We start from the raw sequence: 15,552 nt of genomic DNA, 5'->3' as shown, positions 1-15,552 counted from the left end.
CCGACTGGGCACTTACCGTGCAGGCCATGTGTGTAATTGACGCCTCACTCTCAATGGCCGGCGGGTAGTCCAGCAATGACAGCCCCCACCTGCGGCGGCGACCGTGGAAGCGTAAGCCAACCGGCACCACCGACAGGAGGACCCACCATGACCGTCATCCTCGACCGGCCCGCCACCACCCTCCGCACTCTCATCAGCCACGACCTATTCGACCGGCTGACCGCGCGGATCGCCGTCGACCACCCCGCTCACGCCCACCAGGCCGACATCATCATGGAGCAGGCGCTCGCGTTCCTCGCCGCTTGCGCCGCCAACCCCGGTGCCGGCCTCGGGCCGTCCGAGCAGGTCGACCTCGGCTGGCACACGTTCCTGATGTACACCCGCGAGTACCGGGACTTCTGCGCGAGGGTTGCCGGCCGGTTCATCCACCACACCCCCGACGACATCTCCAGCGAAACCGGGGCCGGGGGCAGCCTCGCGGTTACGATGGCCGCGATGGAGGCCGCCGGCTACCGGGTGGACCCGGTGGTATGGCCGGCCTCCGCCGAATGCAGCAGCGGCAGGTGCAACCAGTGTTATGCGGGGTGCAGTGACAGTCCGAAGCAGAAGGCAGTGGGCTGACCTGCCCGATCCCGCTCGCGCGGCGATCGAGGAGCAGACCGGTTCGGTCGCCCACATCCGATCGGCCGAGGCCGGTCTGACCTCTGGAATCGCTGCACACGTCACCACCACTGAGGGGGCCGTCTTCTTCGCGAAGGCGGCCCCCTCCGCCGCACCCATCGCTCCTCACTACGTACGGGAGCGCGCCGCCAACCAGGCGCTCCCCACGGGTATCCCAGCACCCCGCATGGTGTGGGCCGATGACGTCGCTGACTGGCACCTACTCGTCTTCGAGCACGCGCCCGGCCGAGAGGCGAACCTGGCTCCCGGCTCGCCGCACCTTCCCTTCGTGGTGGACGCGGTGCACAGCATCGGCATACCTTGCCCCTGGCCTGGGGCGCCCTCAGTGACAGTCAAGGTCTCCGCGCTGCTACGCGCGGCCGAAGACGTGCTGGCCGACCCATGGCCCGAGGTCGCCTACTACGAACCGCTCGTCAAAGCCCTGGACCTGGACGACCTGACAGGGACCATGTTGCTGCATGCGGACTTACACGCGGGCAATCTCCTGGTCGACGATGATCGGTGTCTGGTCGTCGATTGGTCCATGGCCTGTCAGGGGGCCGCGTGGGTGGACGTCGCCTTGCTCGTTCCACGGCTGATCGATGCCGGTCACACGCCTGCCGGGGCTGAGCGGGTTGCTGCCCAGGTGCCTGCGTGGGGTTCGGCTCCGGTGGATGCGGTGACCGCACTGGCTGCGGCTCGCGCCCTGTTCGCCGTTCGCCTGGCCGAGGTCGGTCCGGCTCATCTGCGGGCGAAGCGTGCGAGGACCGCTGCGGCTTGCCGGGCATGGGTGGAGTACCGCACCTGCTGATCCACGCGCGACGTCGTGGATCAGCCGATCTTCGAACCCGCTTCGAACGGCAGGGCGCCGAATCGGCGATCTGGTTCCCATCCGCGGCGCGGGCGAGCATCATGGCGTACTCCTGGCCCGGCCGGTCAGGGCCGTGTTCGAAGCGGCACGGCATCGCCTCCGACAGGGCTGGTGGATGTAGTCGGAGCTGGGGAACGAAACCGGGATCGGAGACGTTTTCCACATCCGCTGCCGATCTTGCTCTGGCATGGGTCCGAAGGATGGCAGTGGTCGGCCGTCAGGTCGGTGGCACGCTGACGCCTCCGCCTGAATCGGTGCTGACATCCCGATCGTCTGCCAGTAGGCGGTCGACTTCGCCGGGACCCCCGGCGGCGCGGATGGCGCGGGCGCCCGCCGCACGCAGGTACGCCAGCAGTTCGGGCGGCTCGTGCACCTGGAACTCGCAGCCGAGCAGGAGCAGCCGGGCGGCCAGCCACTCCAGGGTGTCGGCGCGCCCGTGCAGAAGGCAGCTGTGCTCGTCGATCGGCTGGACGTCGCCCGGGGCGGTGCCGAGCCGTCGCACCACCTGGTCGGCCGGAAGGTGCAGGGTCGCCAGCATCTCGTAGGTGGGTGCCGACGAGTACAGCTTGTCGACGACGAAGGCGGCCGCGTCCTGTTCTGGCGGCTCGCGGGGCGGGACCCGCACGCCGGTCGGCCGCGGATCACCGATTCGGTCGACGCGGAAGGTCCGCCAGTCATCGCGATCGTTGTCGTAGGCCAGCAGGTACCAGCGGCGCCCGGCCGCCACCAGGCGGTACGGCTCGACCAGGCGTCCGGTCTCGCTCCCGTCACCCGCCTGATAGGCGAACCGCAGGCGTTCGCGGTTGGCGACCGCGCCGGCGAGCACCGTCAGGTGCTGCGGATCGACACTCGGCCCGTTCCCGGTCAGCATCGACACCAGGGCCGCGGCCAGCGTGGCGACCCGGTACCGCAGCCGGGACGGCAGCACCTGCTCCAGCTTGGCCAGGGCCCGCACGGACGCCTCTTCCATGCCGTCCACCGGAGTCCCGGCCGCCATGCGCAGGCCGACCGCGATGGCCACCGCCTCCTCGTCGTCCAGCAGCAACGGTGGCATGGCCTTACCGGCGGCGAGCCGGTAGCCGCCCACCGCCCCCATCGCCGCCCGCACCGGATAACCCAGCTCGCGCAGGCGGTCGACATCCCGGCGGATCGTCCGGGGGCTGACCCCCAGGCGCTCGGCCAGCTCGCTGCCGGGCCATTCGCGCGGGGTCTGCAGCAGGGACAGCAGTTTGAGCAGTCGTGCGGGCGTGTCGCTCATGGGATCCATCATGCCCGGCCATATAGGTCAGGAACTGACCCAGATGGTTCCTACTCTCGACCATGACGCCGCGACGTACCACCCGGGCCTGCCCGGGGCGTCGCGCACCCACTGAGGAGAGTCATGAGCACCGAGGTCCGTCCCTTCCGCATCGATATCCCCCAGGCAGATCTGGACGAGCTGCGCGACCGGCTGGCCCGCACCCGGTGGCCCCGGGAACTTCCCGGCGAGGAGTGGAGCCGGGGCGTCCCCACCGACTACCTCAAGGATCTGGCCGAATACTGGTGCGGCGAGTACGACTGGCGCCGGCACGAGGCACGACTGAACGAGTTTCCGCAGTTCATGACCGAGATCGACGGCCAGGACATCCATTTCCTGCACGTGCGTTCCGCCGAGCCCGACGCCCTGCCGATCATCCTCACCCACGGCTGGCCGAACTCGTTCGTGGAGTTCATCGACCTCATCGGCCCCCTCGCCGATCCCCGCGTGCACGGCGGCGACCCGTCCCAGGCGTTCCACGTCGTCGTGCCGTCGATACCCGGTTTCGGGTTCTCCGCGCCGCCGCGCGAGACCGGCTGGAACGCCACGCGCGTCGCGCGGATCTGGGCGGAGCTGATGCGCCGCCTCGGATACGACCGCTACGGCACCCAGGGCGGGGACTTCGGCGCGTACGTCGCCCCGGAGGTCGCCAAGGTCGCCCCGGAGCACGTGGTCGGCGTCTATGTCATCAGCGGGCTCGGCTTCCCCACCGAAGACGACGTTCCCGAGATGACCGACGACGAGCGGGCGGCCTACGCGCGGCTCCAGCAGCAGGACTGGATGAACGGCGTGGACCATCATGGGCTGCTGCGTGCGGCGCCCCAGACCTTCGCCTACGGATGGCACGACTCTCCGGTCGCCGCGCTGGCCTGGATGACGCAGAAGTTCAAGGAGTTCACCGTCGCCGCGAAACCGCCGGAGCAGGTGATCGATCGCGACCTGATCCTCACCAACGTGAGCCTCTACTGGCTCACCGGGACGCTGGGAACCTCCTCCTGGCCCTACTACGAAAGCACGGGCTTCGGCTGGCCGGAGGGGCAGACGGCGGCGCCGACCGGCGTGTACAACGGACCGCCTGGAATCCGCCGGTTCGCCGAACGACACAACACCGTCGTGCACTGGCCGGAAGACAATCCAGGCGGCCACCACTTCGTCGCCATGGAGCGGCCCGATCACGTCGCCGCCGACATCCGCGACTTCTTCGGCAAGGTCCGCTGACCTTCCCCGGTGACGCGGCCCCGGCACCGGCCCTTCGGGGTCGGTGAAGCGGCGGTCAGGCGGGCTGGGCCCGGGTCAGCTCCACCAGTTTGACGACGGTGTTCCAGTTGCGGCTGGTGGCGATGACACCTTTGGTATGCGCGGGTTTCGCCAGGGCTTCTGCGAGCTTGGAGCGGCCCAGGCCGTCCGGAGCGTAGAGGTAGAGCGCACGGTCGCCGAGCCGGAACTCTTCGGGAAGGTACCTCGCCGCGTCGAGGGACGCGAAACGCGACGCGGTGACCGGCTCGGAGAAGTACGTGACGTGCAGTTGCCTGCCTTCAAGCGAGGCCGCAGGAAACGGGCAGGTGTCGGCCACCGCCTTCAGATACGCGTGATCACGCACCAGGACATCGACGCCGAAGCCGAAGTGCTCCTCGATGGCCTGCTCCAGCTGCGCTGCGAGCGCCTTCTCGTCGCCCAGAGCACTGGTGAAGACAGCATTGCCGCTCTGCAGATAAGTGCGTGCGTCGCCGTGGCCGAGCTCGGTGAGCAGCGTTCGCAATTCGGCCATCGGGACCTTCTTGTGGCCGCTCACGTTGATGCCCCGGAGGAGCGCCGCGTACGCCTTCGTTGCCATCCCCGTATCTTACGGTGGTCAAAGGTCGGCGTTACCTGGAACACATCTGTCCTTCCAGGTCAGAGTTGGTGAGTGAGCACTTCTGAGCCCGACCGCTCCCACCAGATCTCCCAGCGCGACCTGCGCAACCGGTCAGCGGAGATCATGGATGGACTGGAACGCGGAGAGCGGTACGCCGTCACACGCAACGGTCACCACATCGGCGATCTGGTTCCCATCCGTCGTCGGCGCCGGGCCGTCTCGCGGGCCGAGTTCGCCGCCGTGTCCCGCGGCATGCCGCTCCTGGACGACCGGAAGTACCGCCAGGACAATGGGTCGAGCACCTGCACCGGGGTCATGCTCGACAACAAGTCGCCTGAGGCGGCCGACGCACTGCGTGGCCTGTCCCTGATGGCAGGTGTCACCGTTGCCTCCCTTGACGGGCCAGAGGAGAGCATCGCCCTGGCCGACATGGTCGGCAGGACCGGTCTGGACATCTGGGACGCTCAGGCCGCCACCGAAGCCCTCGCCCGGATCGGCGCGATCCTCAACCCGCGACGCCTCCTGGTGGGAGGAACCGCGACGCCACATCGAGGAGCACCTGCAAGTGATCGAGATCTTCGACGACATGTAGTCCGATCGGAGGCATCCATGCCGGAAACCGAAGAACCGTCGGACGCCGGCGTGATGGGCCCTGATCGTCCGGCCGTCCCGCTCATAGACGTGGCGCAAGTGCCGGCAGGCCTTCGAGCTGAACGTGGAGAACGGCTACAGCTTGGACCGGCCGAGGATTCCCGCCACGGCCATCACCCCGCGCGGAGCCGCGCCAGGTGGTAGTCGAGCAACGCCGCGACCTCCTCGGGTGTGTAGTGCCCGACCAGGGTGGCGTTCACAATGCCCTGCGCGAAGGCGTACAGGATGCTCGCCTCCTTGCCGGCATCCAGGTGGGCGGCGAGCTGCCCGGCGGTCTGGGCGGCCCTGATCTGCTCGGCGAGGAAGGACAGCAGGTGCGAATATCCAATCCGCATCGCGGCCGCCTGGTTCTCGGACACCACCGAGCTCGCCTGGAACGCCTGCCCGATGCGGTTCAGGTAGCTGCGCTCCTCGTCCAGTGGCAGCAGCTCCAGTACGGTCGTCCGTAACATGTCGAGCGGTGTGGACTGGTGCGCGGCCACAGCCGCCACCCGCTCCCCGATCCAGATTCCGATGCGCTCCAGCGCCAGCAGCAGCATCTGGTCCTTCGTCGTGACGTAGTGCTGCACCGCCCCCATGGACATTCCGGCCTCGGCGGCGACCTCCCTCAGGCTGACGCTCCCCATGCCCTTGTCATGGATGACGCGGTGCACGGCCTCGGCGATGTGCCGCCGCCGGGCGTCGTGGTCGACGATCTTCGGCATATCCCGCCACTTTCTCATGCGAGTGCATTACAAAAGCCATCGTTCCCGTTTACCATGCGACTGTATGACAAACGGAGACGGCGAGGGGGTCAGGATGCGGGTTCTGATCATCGGAGTCGGCACGCGCGGGGACGTGGCGCCGTACACGGGGCTGGGGGTGCGGCTACGCGAGGCCGGGCATGAGGTGACGATCGCCGCGCACAAGCCGTACGCGGAGCTGGTGACCGACGCGGGCCTGGAGTATCTGCCACTTCCCGGAGACCCGCTCACCGCGCTGACCGGCCGCTTCTCCATCAGCGCGTTCAGGGAATACAGCGAGCAGCTTATGGGCGGCCTGACCCAGATTGCCGAGCAGGATGCCGACCTGCTCCTGCTGGGCGTGGCGGGTGCGCTGGGCTATCACGTCGCCGAGGCTATGGGCGTGCCGAGCATGGGGGTGCACCTGCAGCCGATCGACCCCACGGGGGACTTTCCACCGGTCATGAGCCTGTTCCAGCGGTCGCTCGGGCGGTGGGGGAACCGCAGGGCGGCCCGGCTCGCGTTCGAGTTGCCCGCCGCCGGCCCGATGCTCGCCGGGTTGAGCACGAAGATGCGGGCCCGGCTGGAGCTGCCCCCGATGACCCCGCGCGCCCTCTACCGGCGCCGGGAGAGCACGCGCTGGCCGGTCTTCCACGGGGTCAGCCCGCTGGTGGTGCCGCGCCCGGCCGACTGGCGGCCGGGGCTGGAGGTCACCGGCTACTGGTGGCCGCACCGGCCGCGGGGCTGGCAGCCGGATCCGGTGCTGCGCGACTTCCTGACGTCGGGGCCCACACCGGTCTTCGTCGGCTTCGGCAGCCTGGCGGGCGCGCGGGCCGAGCAGTACACGGAGCTGGCCGTGCACGCGCTGCGGCGGGCCGGGTTGCGTGGCGTGTTGCAGACCGGCCTGCGGGGACACATCTCGGACGATGTGCTGGCGGTCGGCGACGTGCCGCACGACTGGTTGTTCCCCCGGTTGGCCGCCGTCGCCCACCACTGCGGCAGTGGCACTACCGGGAGCGGGGTGCGGGCGGGGGTGCCCGCCGTGGCCGTGCCGGTCATGTACGACCAGCCGTTCTGGGCGTCCAGGCTGATGGCACTCGGCGTGGCTCCGGCCGCGATCCCGTTTCGCCGCCTGACGCCCGCACGGCTGGCCGCCGCGCTCACCACAGCGGTCACCGACCCGGCCTACCGGCAGCGAGCCCAGGCCCTCTCGGTCCGGGTCTCGGCAGAGGACGGCGCGGCGCCCGTCGTCGAGGCGGTGAATCAGCTCCGGGCCCACGGGCCCGGCCGCCGACCAGGATGACAGGCCGGACCAGAGGCGCGCCCCGGCCAGCAGGTGTGCGCGGGTCGGCCCAGCGCAGCGACGGCGAGGCGAACACACCCCCGATCGTCAGGGCCCGCATCAGGTGCTCCGGGCAGGTGCCGATCAGCCGATCGTACGGTGCGTGCTTCGAGTGGCCATGCAGCCCATCACCCACCACCAGCGGTGGTTCGCCAGAGGTCGAGTTCTGCCTAGGTCAGTGGTGGTGGATGACCGGGGCCGTCACCCGGACCCCTCGATGTGGTTCAGCCGATCAGTCCCGGTAGGACACCGGTGATTTCGGAGTCGAATGTTCGCAGCTGTCTGGTCTTGCCGGTGTGGACGTTCACCGAGTACAGCGTCGGCGTGCCCGAGCCGGGGAGTGCGGGTACGGCGAGCAGGGTCACCTCGGTGTGGCTCACCCAGCCGCCCAGGTGGGAGGGGCTCAGCTCTTCAGGGATGCCCTGGGGCGTCACCTCGGGGTTCTCGCGACCGCTGACGGCATCGATCGTGACGATCGTCCGTGGGCGCTTGGGCGTCGGCTTGGCGTCGCGGCCCCGGGGCGAGCCGATTCTGGCCAGGGTGCGCCCGTCCGGGCCGAGGGCGCTGAAGCTGTAGGTGAAGTCCTTGACGGTGACCGGTTCGTTGCCCAGGACCCGGATCCGGGTGGTGCTGTCGTACGGCCTCACCAGCGTGACCGGGCTGCCGCCGTCGCCGACGCTCACCGGGAACCAGTCGCCGTTCAACGCGCTCGTCTCACCTCCCGCGATGTCGATCAGGACGCTGTACGGCCTGGGTCTGCCGCCGAAGTTCGTGTAGATCAGGTGCAGGCCGTCGGGAGACAGGCGTAGGAAGTTCTCACCGTCGAGGTCGTCCTTGGAGATCGTGAGCGGCGCCTTCCAGATTCGGCCGCTTCGCAGGTCGCGTACCTCGATGGTCTGCTGTTTCTCGCTGTAGTAGGCGATCCGCCGGCCGTTCTGGGTGATCGCCACCGGACCGAGCAGGACCTCCTTGCCCACGTTTCTGAGGCCCAGGGCGGCGGTGAGCTCGTAGGTCACTCCGGAGGTGGTGACCACCCGCCACCGGCCGCCGGCACAGTTCGTATCGTCGATCGTGGGAGGCGGGCAGAGGTGGGTGTAGGCGCGGGCCAGCGGTCCGACGCCCTTCTTCGGCAACGCGGGGACGACCTCGGGGACGGGCGTCAGTACGATGGGTCCTTCGCCGCGTAGGCCGCCGTTGACCACGGTGACCACGGTGACCACGCCGCCCGTCAGCATCGCCACGGCGGTGGCCACGACCAGCGCCAGGGTGATGGCACGCCTGTGCCTGGCGCCCTTGAGGGCACGCTCGGCCAGGTCGATCTGGGGGGCTTCGTCGGCGATCCGGTGTAGTTCGTCGCGGAGCAGGTTCATCGGTGCACCTCCGTCGGCACGTCGGCGAGCAGGTCGGCCAGTTCGGGGGCCAGGACGCGCAGGCGCGACAGAGCGTGGTGGGTCTGGCTCTTGACCGTGCCGAGCGAGCAGCCCATGAGCCGGGCGGTCTCGTGTTCGGTGCGGTCCTCGAAGAAACGCAGCACGAGTACTGCCCGCTGGCGCGGGGTCAGCCTGCCGAGTGCCTGACGCAGGGCCAGGCGGCGTACGGTCGACTCGTCGTGCGACCGGCCGTGTTCGGGCAGTGTGGCGCTCGGCAGTTCAACGGCTCTCCGTCTGCGCCATGACAGGTGCTGATTGATCAGCGCCTTGCGGGCGTAAGCCTCGACGTTGCCGTTTCCGGCGATCCTGGGCCAGCGGGAGGCGACCCTGGTGAGGACCGTCTGTAACAGGTCTTCGGCGAGGTGGGCGTCTCCAGTGAGCAGGTATGCGGTCCGCATCAGCGACTGCTGGCGGGCGTACACGAACTCCTGGAACCCCTCATAGCGGTCCATGCGATTAAACAACTCCGCCGAGGGGGCGAAGGTTGGAAGCGAACGCCGAAAAGTTCAGCGATCCACGGCGGCGTAGCTGCTGATCGAGCGTTCTGCCAGGTGGAGACGCATCTGCTTGCCAGGCGGCATGGCGCCGCTGCTCGCCTTTCCCTGGACGCCGGTCAGGTGGGCGGCGTAGTCGGTGCGGATGGCTGCGAGATCCCGTTCGGCGACCTCTGGCCGGAACCCGGTGACCATCCCGCCGTCGTGGAACCACGCGAGGGTGCAGGTACGGGGGCTGTTGTCGGTGCCGCAGTCGGTGTTCCATGTCGTCACCTGGGTTGGCGGCGGCGGGCAGGGCGGACGGCCGCGGAACCGCTCGGGGTGGGCCAGGAAGGCCGCGTTCAGGGTGGCGACCCGCTGGGCGTGGATCTTGACCACGGAGCCGTCGTGCACGGACGCCGGGGTGTGCATTCCGATACCGGAATGACGATGCTCGTTATTGCAATACTGGAAAAACCGGTCGCAAAAGACGCCTGCGTCTTCGATGGACCCGAACGTTCCAGAAAAAGCTGGACAGTACTTAAGTGTCTTGAACCGCGCTTCCGAGTACGGGTTGTCGTTGGACACACACGGCCGTGAACGGGACCGATCGATCCCCGGCAGCGCGAGTCTGTGACGTCGGTGGGCGGCGTCACACTCCGGAGTCGGCAGGTGTTGTTTCTCGCACCCTTGAAGCCTCCAGGTTCCCGAAAATCCGAATCGTCCTGATGATCTTTCTGACAGATAGTCATTCGGCAGACCGAAAGGAAACTCGATGACCTCATCACGGACCGCGACGAAGCGCAGGAAGCTGTTCCGGACGGCAATGGCCGCGGTGTTCGCCGGAGCCCTGCTCGTGTCCCCGCTGGCCGGAGCTTCCGCAGCGTCGACGTCGGACGATGTTCAGATCATGGGCTGCGGCGCCTACGAGGGGGCGATCAAGAAGGACGGCATCTACTGGTACGCGAAGGTCTACAACGCCTGCGGTCAGGCGAAAAAGATGCGCGCTGTGGCCGATCTGTGGCCTGACGGCCCCTGCGAGTGGGTTGGCGCATACAGCCGCGCACAGCTCTATGCCGGCGTGCAGGCACCGAGCGGCGTCGCCGACTGCTGATCCCCGCCTCGCGTCCCACAGAGCGCGCCGCCCACCTGTCACGTTGGTGGGCGGCGCCCTTTGCTCGTGCGGGAGGCAGAAAGCCGCAGCCGGTACAGGAAGGTGCCCCGGTTCAAGGCCGATCCTCCGAGCCGATGTCCCAGACGTGGAGGGCGAGCCGGCTCTCCTTCACGACCTCACCGAGCCGCATGTCGGGCCTGGCGACCGTCTTCGTCGTCGCGCCCAGCACCGGGGACGAACGGCTGAGGCGGATCACCGCCGCCGGTTCCGGCTTCGTCTACGCCGCTTCGACTGGGTCCTTGGAGGAGATTCCGGCCTACCGGGCCCCCTTCAAGGCGGCGGCGCAGGTGCTGGCCACGACCGATCTGGCGTCGTGCTGGAAGCGGCACCACATCGACGGCCGACCGCGAATCGAACGGCTCCCCGTCACGGCTGAGGGGAGCCGCTCAGGCCAGGACGTCGCCAAGGCCGCCGCCGACCGACCGCGGATGATCTGGGAGAACGGCTGCATCGCCGGGTGATCCCGGGGTTAGGGCTTCGAGGCATCGTGCAGTCGTACGGCGAAACCACCGGGAGGTAGACGCAGGCCGTCCACCTCGTGTTCCTCGTCGCCGTGGTTGATGGCGAAGAGCCAGTCGCCGCGTTGGACGAGTTCCACGGGGGTGGGGGACAGGCCCAGCAGGCGGGCGTAGGCGGCGTCGGTCAGGCGGGTGGAGATGTAGAGGGCCGTGCCGGAGCCGTACGGGTGGCGGGTGATGGCGGGTCGGCCGGAGAGCGGGGTGCCGGAGGCATGCGGGCCGGTGTAGACGGCCAGGGCCTCGGCACCCTCCAGGTGTACGTGCTCGCTCCAGAAGGTGCAGGTCTCCGCTTGGTCGGAGGCGAAGGTGTCGGCTCCGGGGCGGGACCGCGTGGGGGTTTCGGCCTGGTCGGGGATGCGCGCCGAGGTTCTGGCCTCGGTGGGTACGGGGGCGGCCGGGTGCGGGCCGGATCCGTTCGGCGGCGGGGTGGAGAGGGTGAGGGCGATGTCCGGGGGGAGTGGGTGGAACTCCTCGACCCTGATGCCCAGGAGGTCGCGGAGGGCGCCGGGGTAGCCGCCGAGGCGGACGCGGGCGTGCTCGTCGGCGACGCCGCTGAGGTAGGAGACCACCAGGGTGCCGCCGCCCGCGACGTAGCGGCGCAGGTTCTCGGCGTCGGCGTCACAGATGAGGTAGAGGCTCGGGACGAGGACGAGCGGGTACGCCGACAGGTCGGCGGAGGGGTGCACGAGGTCGGCGGTGACGCCGTGCCGGTAGAGCACCCGGTGCGCCTGGCGTACCGCCTCGGTGTGGTTCAGCTCGGTGGAGGGCAGGCCGGGGGCCTGGAGCGCCCAGTTCGCCTCGACGTCCCAGAGGATCGCGGCCCCGGCCTCGACGGGGGCCGCGCAGGCGTCCTGCAGCGTGGGCAGCAGCGCGCCCAGGTCGCAGATCTCGCGGAAGATCCGCGAGTCCGGTCCGGCGTGCGGCACCATGCCCGCGTGCCAGAGTTCGGCGCCGCCCCGGGAGGCCCGCCACTGGAAGAACATCGCTCCCCGCGACCCCCGCGCGATGTGCGACAGGCTCAGCCGGGTGATCTCGCCGGGCCGCTTGGCGAGCATCCGGGGGCCGGTGTAGGTGACCACCGCCTGCTCCATCAGCAGCCAGGGTTTCCCCGAGGCCCAGCCGCGGGCCAGGTCGGCGGCGAAGGCGGTCTCGGCCGGTGGATCGGCGGACGGGTAGTGGTCGATCGCCACCAGGTCGACCTCCGCGGCCCAGTGCCGCTGGTTCACCGGGACCCAGTCGCCGAGCACGAAGTTCGTGGTGACCGGGACGTCCGGGGTGAGTTCGCGCAGCACCGCCTTCTGCTCGCGGAAGTGGTCGAGCATCGCGTCGGAGACGAACCGCCGGAAGTCCAGGACCTGGGCGGGGTTGGGCAGGTACTGGGTGGCACGGGGCGGGGTGATCTGCTCCCAGGCGGAGTAGTGCTGGCTCCAGAACGAGGTGGTCCAGGCGTCGTTCAGCGCCCCCAGGGTGCCGTGCCGCGACCGTAGCCAGACCCTGAACGCATCGGCGGCGTGGTCGCAGTGGCAGACGGTGCCGTACTCGTTGTGCACGTGCCACATGGCGAGCGCCGGGTGGTCGCGGTAGCGCTCGGCGAGCGTACCGGCGATTCCGACGGAGGCGGCGCGGTAGGCGGGGGAGTGCACGCAGTAGGTGTCGCGGCTGCCGTGGGTGAGCCGGGTGCCGTCGGGGGTGACGGTGCGGGCGTCGGGATGGGCGAGGCCGAACCATGGGGGCGGGGAGGCGGTCGGGGTGGCCAGGTCGACCCCGATTCCGCCCTCGTGCAGCAGGTCGAGGACGCGGTCGAGCCAGCCGAAGTCGTAGGCGCCCGGTGTGGGCTCCAGTCGCGCCCAGGAGAACACCCCGAGGCTGACCAGGTTGACCCCGGCCCGCCGCATCAGTTCGACGTCCTCCTTCCAGACCTCCTCCGGCCACTGCTCGGGGTTGTAGTCCCCGCCGTAACACAGCCCGCCGAACCCTCGGGGCCAGTCCACCGGCAGCTCCCTCATTTGGATGGAATCTAAACTAATTATCCACAGGTGGGGGGCCTGGCTCAAGCCGCGTGTCCTTCTGCCGAGCTGCTGCGGGTCGAGTCCGTCTCACGCTCGATCCTCGCGAGCCGCGCGCCTCCGTGGGCTGCCGGCGGGGCGTGTCCGTTCCTGGGGCGGCCCTCCCGGCCGGTGCCGGGCAGGTGAGGGCATTGACGTTTGTTGGTTTGGACGCAAAACTAATTCCGCAACAGGTAGCCGAGCGCTGGAGTTCCCATGCCTTACCGTCCACCCCTGGTGGCGCACGAGTACTTCGTCGCCGATCCGCCGGAGCTGCCCGTCCGGTCGCACGGCGAGGAGGGCCTGTCGGCGCTGATCTCGGCGGAACCGGTCGCCTCGGACGCGGCCGGGGTGATCCTGAAGGCGGTGACCTCCGCCGAGGAGACGCTGCTGGTCCAGGTGAGCGTGGCGGGCGAGGGCGTGATCCGGGTCCGGCTCGGCCAGGACGCGGACGCGCGGACCCGGTCGGCCGCCGCGATCTCCATGGTCACGCCGGGCGAGTTCGCCGGGGCGCGGGTGGAGAGCGGGGACGGCACGATCCTGCTGGACGCGGGCTCACTGCGCGCGGAGATCACCCTGGCGCCCTGGCACCTGAGGTTCACCGACGCGAGCGGGGCGCCGCTGCTGGAGCAGGACCGGGGGCACACCGACATCAGCGGCCGGTTGCGCACGCTGCCGTTCGGCCGCTCCAGTTCGAACGGTGCGGTGGTCGGCTACCACGAGAGCTTCGCCGCCCCCGCCGACGAGGCGTTCAGCGGGTTCGGCGAGTCGTTCACCCGGCTCGACAAACGCGGCCAGCGGCCGGTCATGTGGAACTTCGACGCGTTCGGCGCCGAGTCGCAGCGGGCGTACAAGAACGTTCCGTTCTACCTGTCCAGCAGGGGCTACGGCGTGCTGGTGGACAGCGGGACGCCGGTGGAGTTCGACGTCTGCCAGACCACGCACAGCTGCGTGCAGATCGTGGTCCCGGACGACCTGATCGACTACTACGTGATCGCCGGGCCCACCCCGTCCGAGGTGCTCGGCCGGTTCGACCTGCTGACCTGCGCGCCGCTGCTCCCGCCGAAGTGGGCGTTCGGCACCTGGATCTCCTCGGGGTTCTTCGTCGACACCCAGGAGCGGGTGATGGCCAGGGCGCGGCGGATCCGCGAGCGCGGCATCCCGTGCGACGTGCTCCACCTGGACACCTACTGGCAGACCGACGGGCACTGGTCCGACCTGCGCTGGGACGCGGGCGGCTTCCCCGACCCCAACGGCATGCTGGCCGAGCTGAAGGAGATGGGGTTCAAGGTCTGCCTGTGGATGAACCCGTACATCTCCCATCTCAGCCCTGTCTTCCCGGAAGCGGCCGAGAACGGATATTTCCTGAAAAAGCCTGATGGTGAGGTCTATGTGGCCGACTGCTGGCACGGCTCCTACCCGGCCTGCGGCATCGTCGACTTCACCAACCCGGCCGCCACCGAGTGGTTCCAGGGACTGCTCCGCCCGCTGCTCGAACAGGGCGTCCAGGTCTTCAAGACCGACTTCGCCGAGGGGGTGCCGCGCGACGCGGTCGCGGCCAACGGCATGTCGGGCACCGACCTGCACAACGTCTACACGCTGCTCTTCAACGACGCGGTCTCCGAGGTGACCCGCGAGATCGCCGGGCACGGCATGGTCTGGGCGCGCTCGTCGTTCCTCGGCGGGCAGCGGCACTCGGCGCAGTGGAGCGGCGACACCTACACCGGCTACCCGGCGATGGGCAGCACGCTCCGTGGCGGGCTGGCACACGGCCTGTCCGGCATCCCGTTCTGGAGCCACGACGCGGGCGGGTTCACCGGCCGCCCCACCGACGACCTGTACGTCAGGTGGACCCAGTTCGGCGCGTTCTCCCCGCTGCTGCGCCTGCACGGCACCACCAGCCGGGAGCCGTGGGAGTTCCCCGAGGTGGAGGCGGAGGCGGTCGAGGCGCTGAGGCTGCGCTACCGGCTGATGCCGTACATCTACACGGCCGCCGTCGAGGCCGCCGCGACCGGGGCGCCGATGATGCGGGCGCTCTGCGTCGACTATCCCGACGACCCGGTGGCCTGGCAGGCGGACCTGGAGTACCTGCTCGGCCGTGACCTGCTGGTGGCGCCGATGACCTCGCCCGAGCAGGTCAGGAAGGTCTACCTGCCGGCCGGGCGGTGGGTGGACCACTGGACCGGCGAGGTGCTGGACGGCGGCAGGTACGTCACGGTCGCCACGCCGCTGGACCGCATCCCGCTGTTCGTCAGGTACGGCGCGATCATTCCCGTCCTCGCCGAGCCCGGTGTCGCCGTCGGGGACGGGCCGTTCGGGGAGATCACCCTGGTCGCCTACGGCGTGGGCGAGAGCAGCACCACGATCTCCGACCACGACGGGGACACCACGATCACCGCGCTTCCCGAGGGCGAGGGCCTGCGGGTGACCGTCTCGGGGAGCGCGCGGATCGCGGGGGTCGAGCTGGTGGGGGCCGGCGTCCCGATCGTCATCACCACCATCTAGGAGAAGACC

General features: G+C 69.5%; 15 protein-coding genes and 1 pseudogene. 8 read left to right on the top strand and 8 right to left on the bottom strand.

What is annotated here, in order from left to right; translation table 11 throughout:
- Positions 1 to 147 precede the first annotated feature (147 nt).
- Together ACFQVD_RS24620 and ACFQVD_RS24615 are read left to right on the top strand one after the other, a co-directional pair.
- Positions 148 to 621: a glycine-rich domain-containing protein gene (locus ACFQVD_RS24620; protein WP_343975291.1), complete on the top strand. Its 474-nt coding sequence runs from the start codon at positions 148 to 150 to the stop codon at positions 619 to 621.
- The gene (locus tag ACFQVD_RS24615; RefSeq protein ID WP_343975294.1) at positions 590 to 1,471 is read left to right on the top strand and encodes a phosphotransferase family protein; all 882 of its coding nucleotides are present in this window, start codon (positions 590 to 592) and stop codon (positions 1,469 to 1,471) included. Before ACFQVD_RS24620 ends, ACFQVD_RS24615 begins: the two co-directional genes overlap by 32 nt.
- 277 nt (positions 1,472 to 1,748) lie before the next feature.
- On the opposite strand, the gene ACFQVD_RS24610 is transcribed toward ACFQVD_RS24615, so the two are convergent.
- On the bottom strand, positions 1,749 to 2,789 hold the full coding sequence (locus tag ACFQVD_RS24610) for a helix-turn-helix transcriptional regulator (protein ID WP_343975298.1): 1,041 nt from the start codon (positions 2,787 to 2,789) through the stop codon (positions 1,749 to 1,751).
- A gap of 123 nt (positions 2,790 to 2,912) precedes the next feature.
- Between ACFQVD_RS24610 and ACFQVD_RS24605 the strand changes: the two genes are divergently transcribed.
- Complete coding sequence (locus tag ACFQVD_RS24605) at positions 2,913 to 4,046, top strand: epoxide hydrolase family protein (protein ID WP_343975301.1); 1,134 nt, start codon at positions 2,913 to 2,915, stop codon at positions 4,044 to 4,046.
- A gap of 55 nt (positions 4,047 to 4,101) precedes the next feature.
- On the opposite strand, the gene ACFQVD_RS24600 is transcribed toward ACFQVD_RS24605, so the two are convergent.
- On the bottom strand, positions 4,102 to 4,662 hold the full coding sequence (locus ACFQVD_RS24600; RefSeq protein WP_343975304.1) for a DUF1697 domain-containing protein: 561 nt from the start codon (positions 4,660 to 4,662) through the stop codon (positions 4,102 to 4,104).
- Between the two features lie 72 nt (positions 4,663 to 4,734).
- Between ACFQVD_RS24600 and ACFQVD_RS24595 the strand changes: the two genes are divergently transcribed.
- The gene (locus ACFQVD_RS24595) at positions 4,735 to 5,478 is read left to right on the top strand and encodes a type II toxin-antitoxin system Phd/YefM family antitoxin (protein WP_343975307.1); all 744 of its coding nucleotides are present in this window, start codon (positions 4,735 to 4,737) and stop codon (positions 5,476 to 5,478) included.
- On the opposite strand, the gene ACFQVD_RS24590 is transcribed toward ACFQVD_RS24595, so the two are convergent.
- The gene (locus tag ACFQVD_RS24590) at positions 5,448 to 6,056 is read right to left on the bottom strand and encodes a TetR/AcrR family transcriptional regulator (RefSeq protein ID WP_343975310.1); all 609 of its coding nucleotides are present in this window, start codon (positions 6,054 to 6,056) and stop codon (positions 5,448 to 5,450) included. The two genes, ACFQVD_RS24595 and ACFQVD_RS24590, sit on opposite strands and share 31 nt — an antisense overlap.
- Before the next feature lie 46 nt (positions 6,057 to 6,102).
- On the opposite strand from ACFQVD_RS24590, the gene ACFQVD_RS24585 reads away from it, so the two are divergent.
- On the top strand, positions 6,103 to 7,359 hold the full coding sequence (locus ACFQVD_RS24585) for a glycosyltransferase (RefSeq protein ID WP_343975313.1): 1,257 nt from the start codon (positions 6,103 to 6,105) through the stop codon (positions 7,357 to 7,359).
- Positions 7,360 to 7,622: 263 nt separating this feature from the next.
- Here ACFQVD_RS24585 and ACFQVD_RS24580 read toward each other — a convergent pair whose 3' ends face one another.
- The 4 genes and pseudogenes from ACFQVD_RS24580 to ACFQVD_RS24565 all read right to left on the bottom strand — a co-directional run.
- Positions 7,623 to 8,768, bottom strand: coding sequence for a hypothetical protein (locus tag ACFQVD_RS24580; protein ID WP_343975316.1), 1,146 nt, complete (start codon positions 8,766 to 8,768; stop codon positions 7,623 to 7,625).
- Positions 8,765 to 9,280, bottom strand: a complete 516-nt coding sequence (locus ACFQVD_RS24575) for a SigE family RNA polymerase sigma factor (RefSeq protein ID WP_343975319.1) — start codon at positions 9,278 to 9,280, stop codon at positions 8,765 to 8,767. The genes ACFQVD_RS24580 and ACFQVD_RS24575 overlap by 4 nt, the downstream gene beginning before the upstream one ends.
- 54 nt (positions 9,281 to 9,334) lie before the next feature.
- The gene (locus ACFQVD_RS24570) at positions 9,335 to 9,733 is read right to left on the bottom strand and encodes a hypothetical protein (RefSeq protein ID WP_343975322.1); all 399 of its coding nucleotides are present in this window, start codon (positions 9,731 to 9,733) and stop codon (positions 9,335 to 9,337) included.
- Positions 9,734 to 9,916, bottom strand: a pseudogene (locus ACFQVD_RS24565) (integrase core domain-containing protein); the annotation flags it as partial.
- A gap of 160 nt (positions 9,917 to 10,076) precedes the next feature.
- Between ACFQVD_RS24565 and ACFQVD_RS24560 the strand changes: the two are divergent.
- Both ACFQVD_RS24560 and ACFQVD_RS24555 read left to right on the top strand, forming a co-directional pair.
- Positions 10,077 to 10,415: a hypothetical protein gene (locus tag ACFQVD_RS24560; protein WP_343975325.1), complete on the top strand. Its 339-nt coding sequence runs from the start codon at positions 10,077 to 10,079 to the stop codon at positions 10,413 to 10,415.
- A 134-nt stretch (positions 10,416 to 10,549) separates the two neighbouring features.
- Positions 10,550 to 10,936: a hypothetical protein gene (locus ACFQVD_RS24555; protein ID WP_343975328.1), complete on the top strand. Its 387-nt coding sequence runs from the start codon at positions 10,550 to 10,552 to the stop codon at positions 10,934 to 10,936.
- 8 nt (positions 10,937 to 10,944) lie between these two features.
- Here the strand turns inward: ACFQVD_RS24555 and ACFQVD_RS24550 are convergent, their stop codons facing one another.
- Positions 10,945 to 12,999, bottom strand: a complete 2,055-nt coding sequence (locus ACFQVD_RS24550) for a beta-galactosidase (protein WP_343975331.1) — start codon at positions 12,997 to 12,999, stop codon at positions 10,945 to 10,947.
- 255 nt (positions 13,000 to 13,254) lie between these two features.
- Here ACFQVD_RS24550 and ACFQVD_RS24545 point away from each other — a divergent pair, with 255 nt between their 5' ends.
- Entirely contained in the window at positions 13,255 to 15,543 is a 2,289-nt protein-coding gene (locus ACFQVD_RS24545) for a TIM-barrel domain-containing protein (protein WP_343975334.1), read from the top strand.
- The last annotated feature ends 9 nt before the right edge of the window (positions 15,544 to 15,552 follow it).

This window comes from Streptosporangium amethystogenes subsp. fukuiense (assembly GCF_042665875.1).
GTDB lineage: Bacteria > Actinomycetota > Actinomycetes > Streptosporangiales > Streptosporangiaceae > Streptosporangium > Streptosporangium fukuiense.
This window is presented reverse-complemented; position numbering and strand designations above follow the sequence as displayed.

Coding starts and splice junctions, on each gene's coding strand:
- ACFQVD_RS24620 (WP_343975291.1), top strand. CDS start 148: ATGACCGTCATCCTCGACCGGCCCGCCACCACCCTCCGCACTCTCATC.
- ACFQVD_RS24610 (WP_343975298.1), bottom strand. CDS start 2,789: ATGAGCGACACGCCCGCACGACTGCTCAAACTGCTGTCCCTGCTGCAG.
- ACFQVD_RS24605 (WP_343975301.1), top strand. CDS start 2,913: ATGAGCACCGAGGTCCGTCCCTTCCGCATCGATATCCCCCAGGCAGAT.
- ACFQVD_RS24600 (WP_343975304.1), bottom strand. CDS start 4,662: ATGGCAACGAAGGCGTACGCGGCGCTCCTCCGGGGCATCAACGTGAGC.
- ACFQVD_RS24590 (WP_343975310.1), bottom strand. CDS start 6,056: ATGAGAAAGTGGCGGGATATGCCGAAGATCGTCGACCACGACGCCCGG.
- ACFQVD_RS24585 (WP_343975313.1), top strand. CDS start 6,103: ATGACAAACGGAGACGGCGAGGGGGTCAGGATGCGGGTTCTGATCATC.
- ACFQVD_RS24580 (WP_343975316.1), bottom strand. CDS start 8,768: ATGAACCTGCTCCGCGACGAACTACACCGGATCGCCGACGAAGCCCCC.
- ACFQVD_RS24575 (WP_343975319.1), bottom strand. CDS start 9,280: ATGGACCGCTATGAGGGGTTCCAGGAGTTCGTGTACGCCCGCCAGCAG.
- ACFQVD_RS24570 (WP_343975322.1), bottom strand. CDS start 9,733: ATGCACACCCCGGCGTCCGTGCACGACGGCTCCGTGGTCAAGATCCAC.
- ACFQVD_RS24560 (WP_343975325.1), top strand. CDS start 10,077: ATGACCTCATCACGGACCGCGACGAAGCGCAGGAAGCTGTTCCGGACG.
- ACFQVD_RS24555 (WP_343975328.1), top strand. CDS start 10,550: ATGTCCCAGACGTGGAGGGCGAGCCGGCTCTCCTTCACGACCTCACCG.
- ACFQVD_RS24550 (WP_343975331.1), bottom strand. CDS start 12,999: ATGAGGGAGCTGCCGGTGGACTGGCCCCGAGGGTTCGGCGGGCTGTGT.
- ACFQVD_RS24545 (WP_343975334.1), top strand. CDS start 13,255: ATGCCTTACCGTCCACCCCTGGTGGCGCACGAGTACTTCGTCGCCGAT.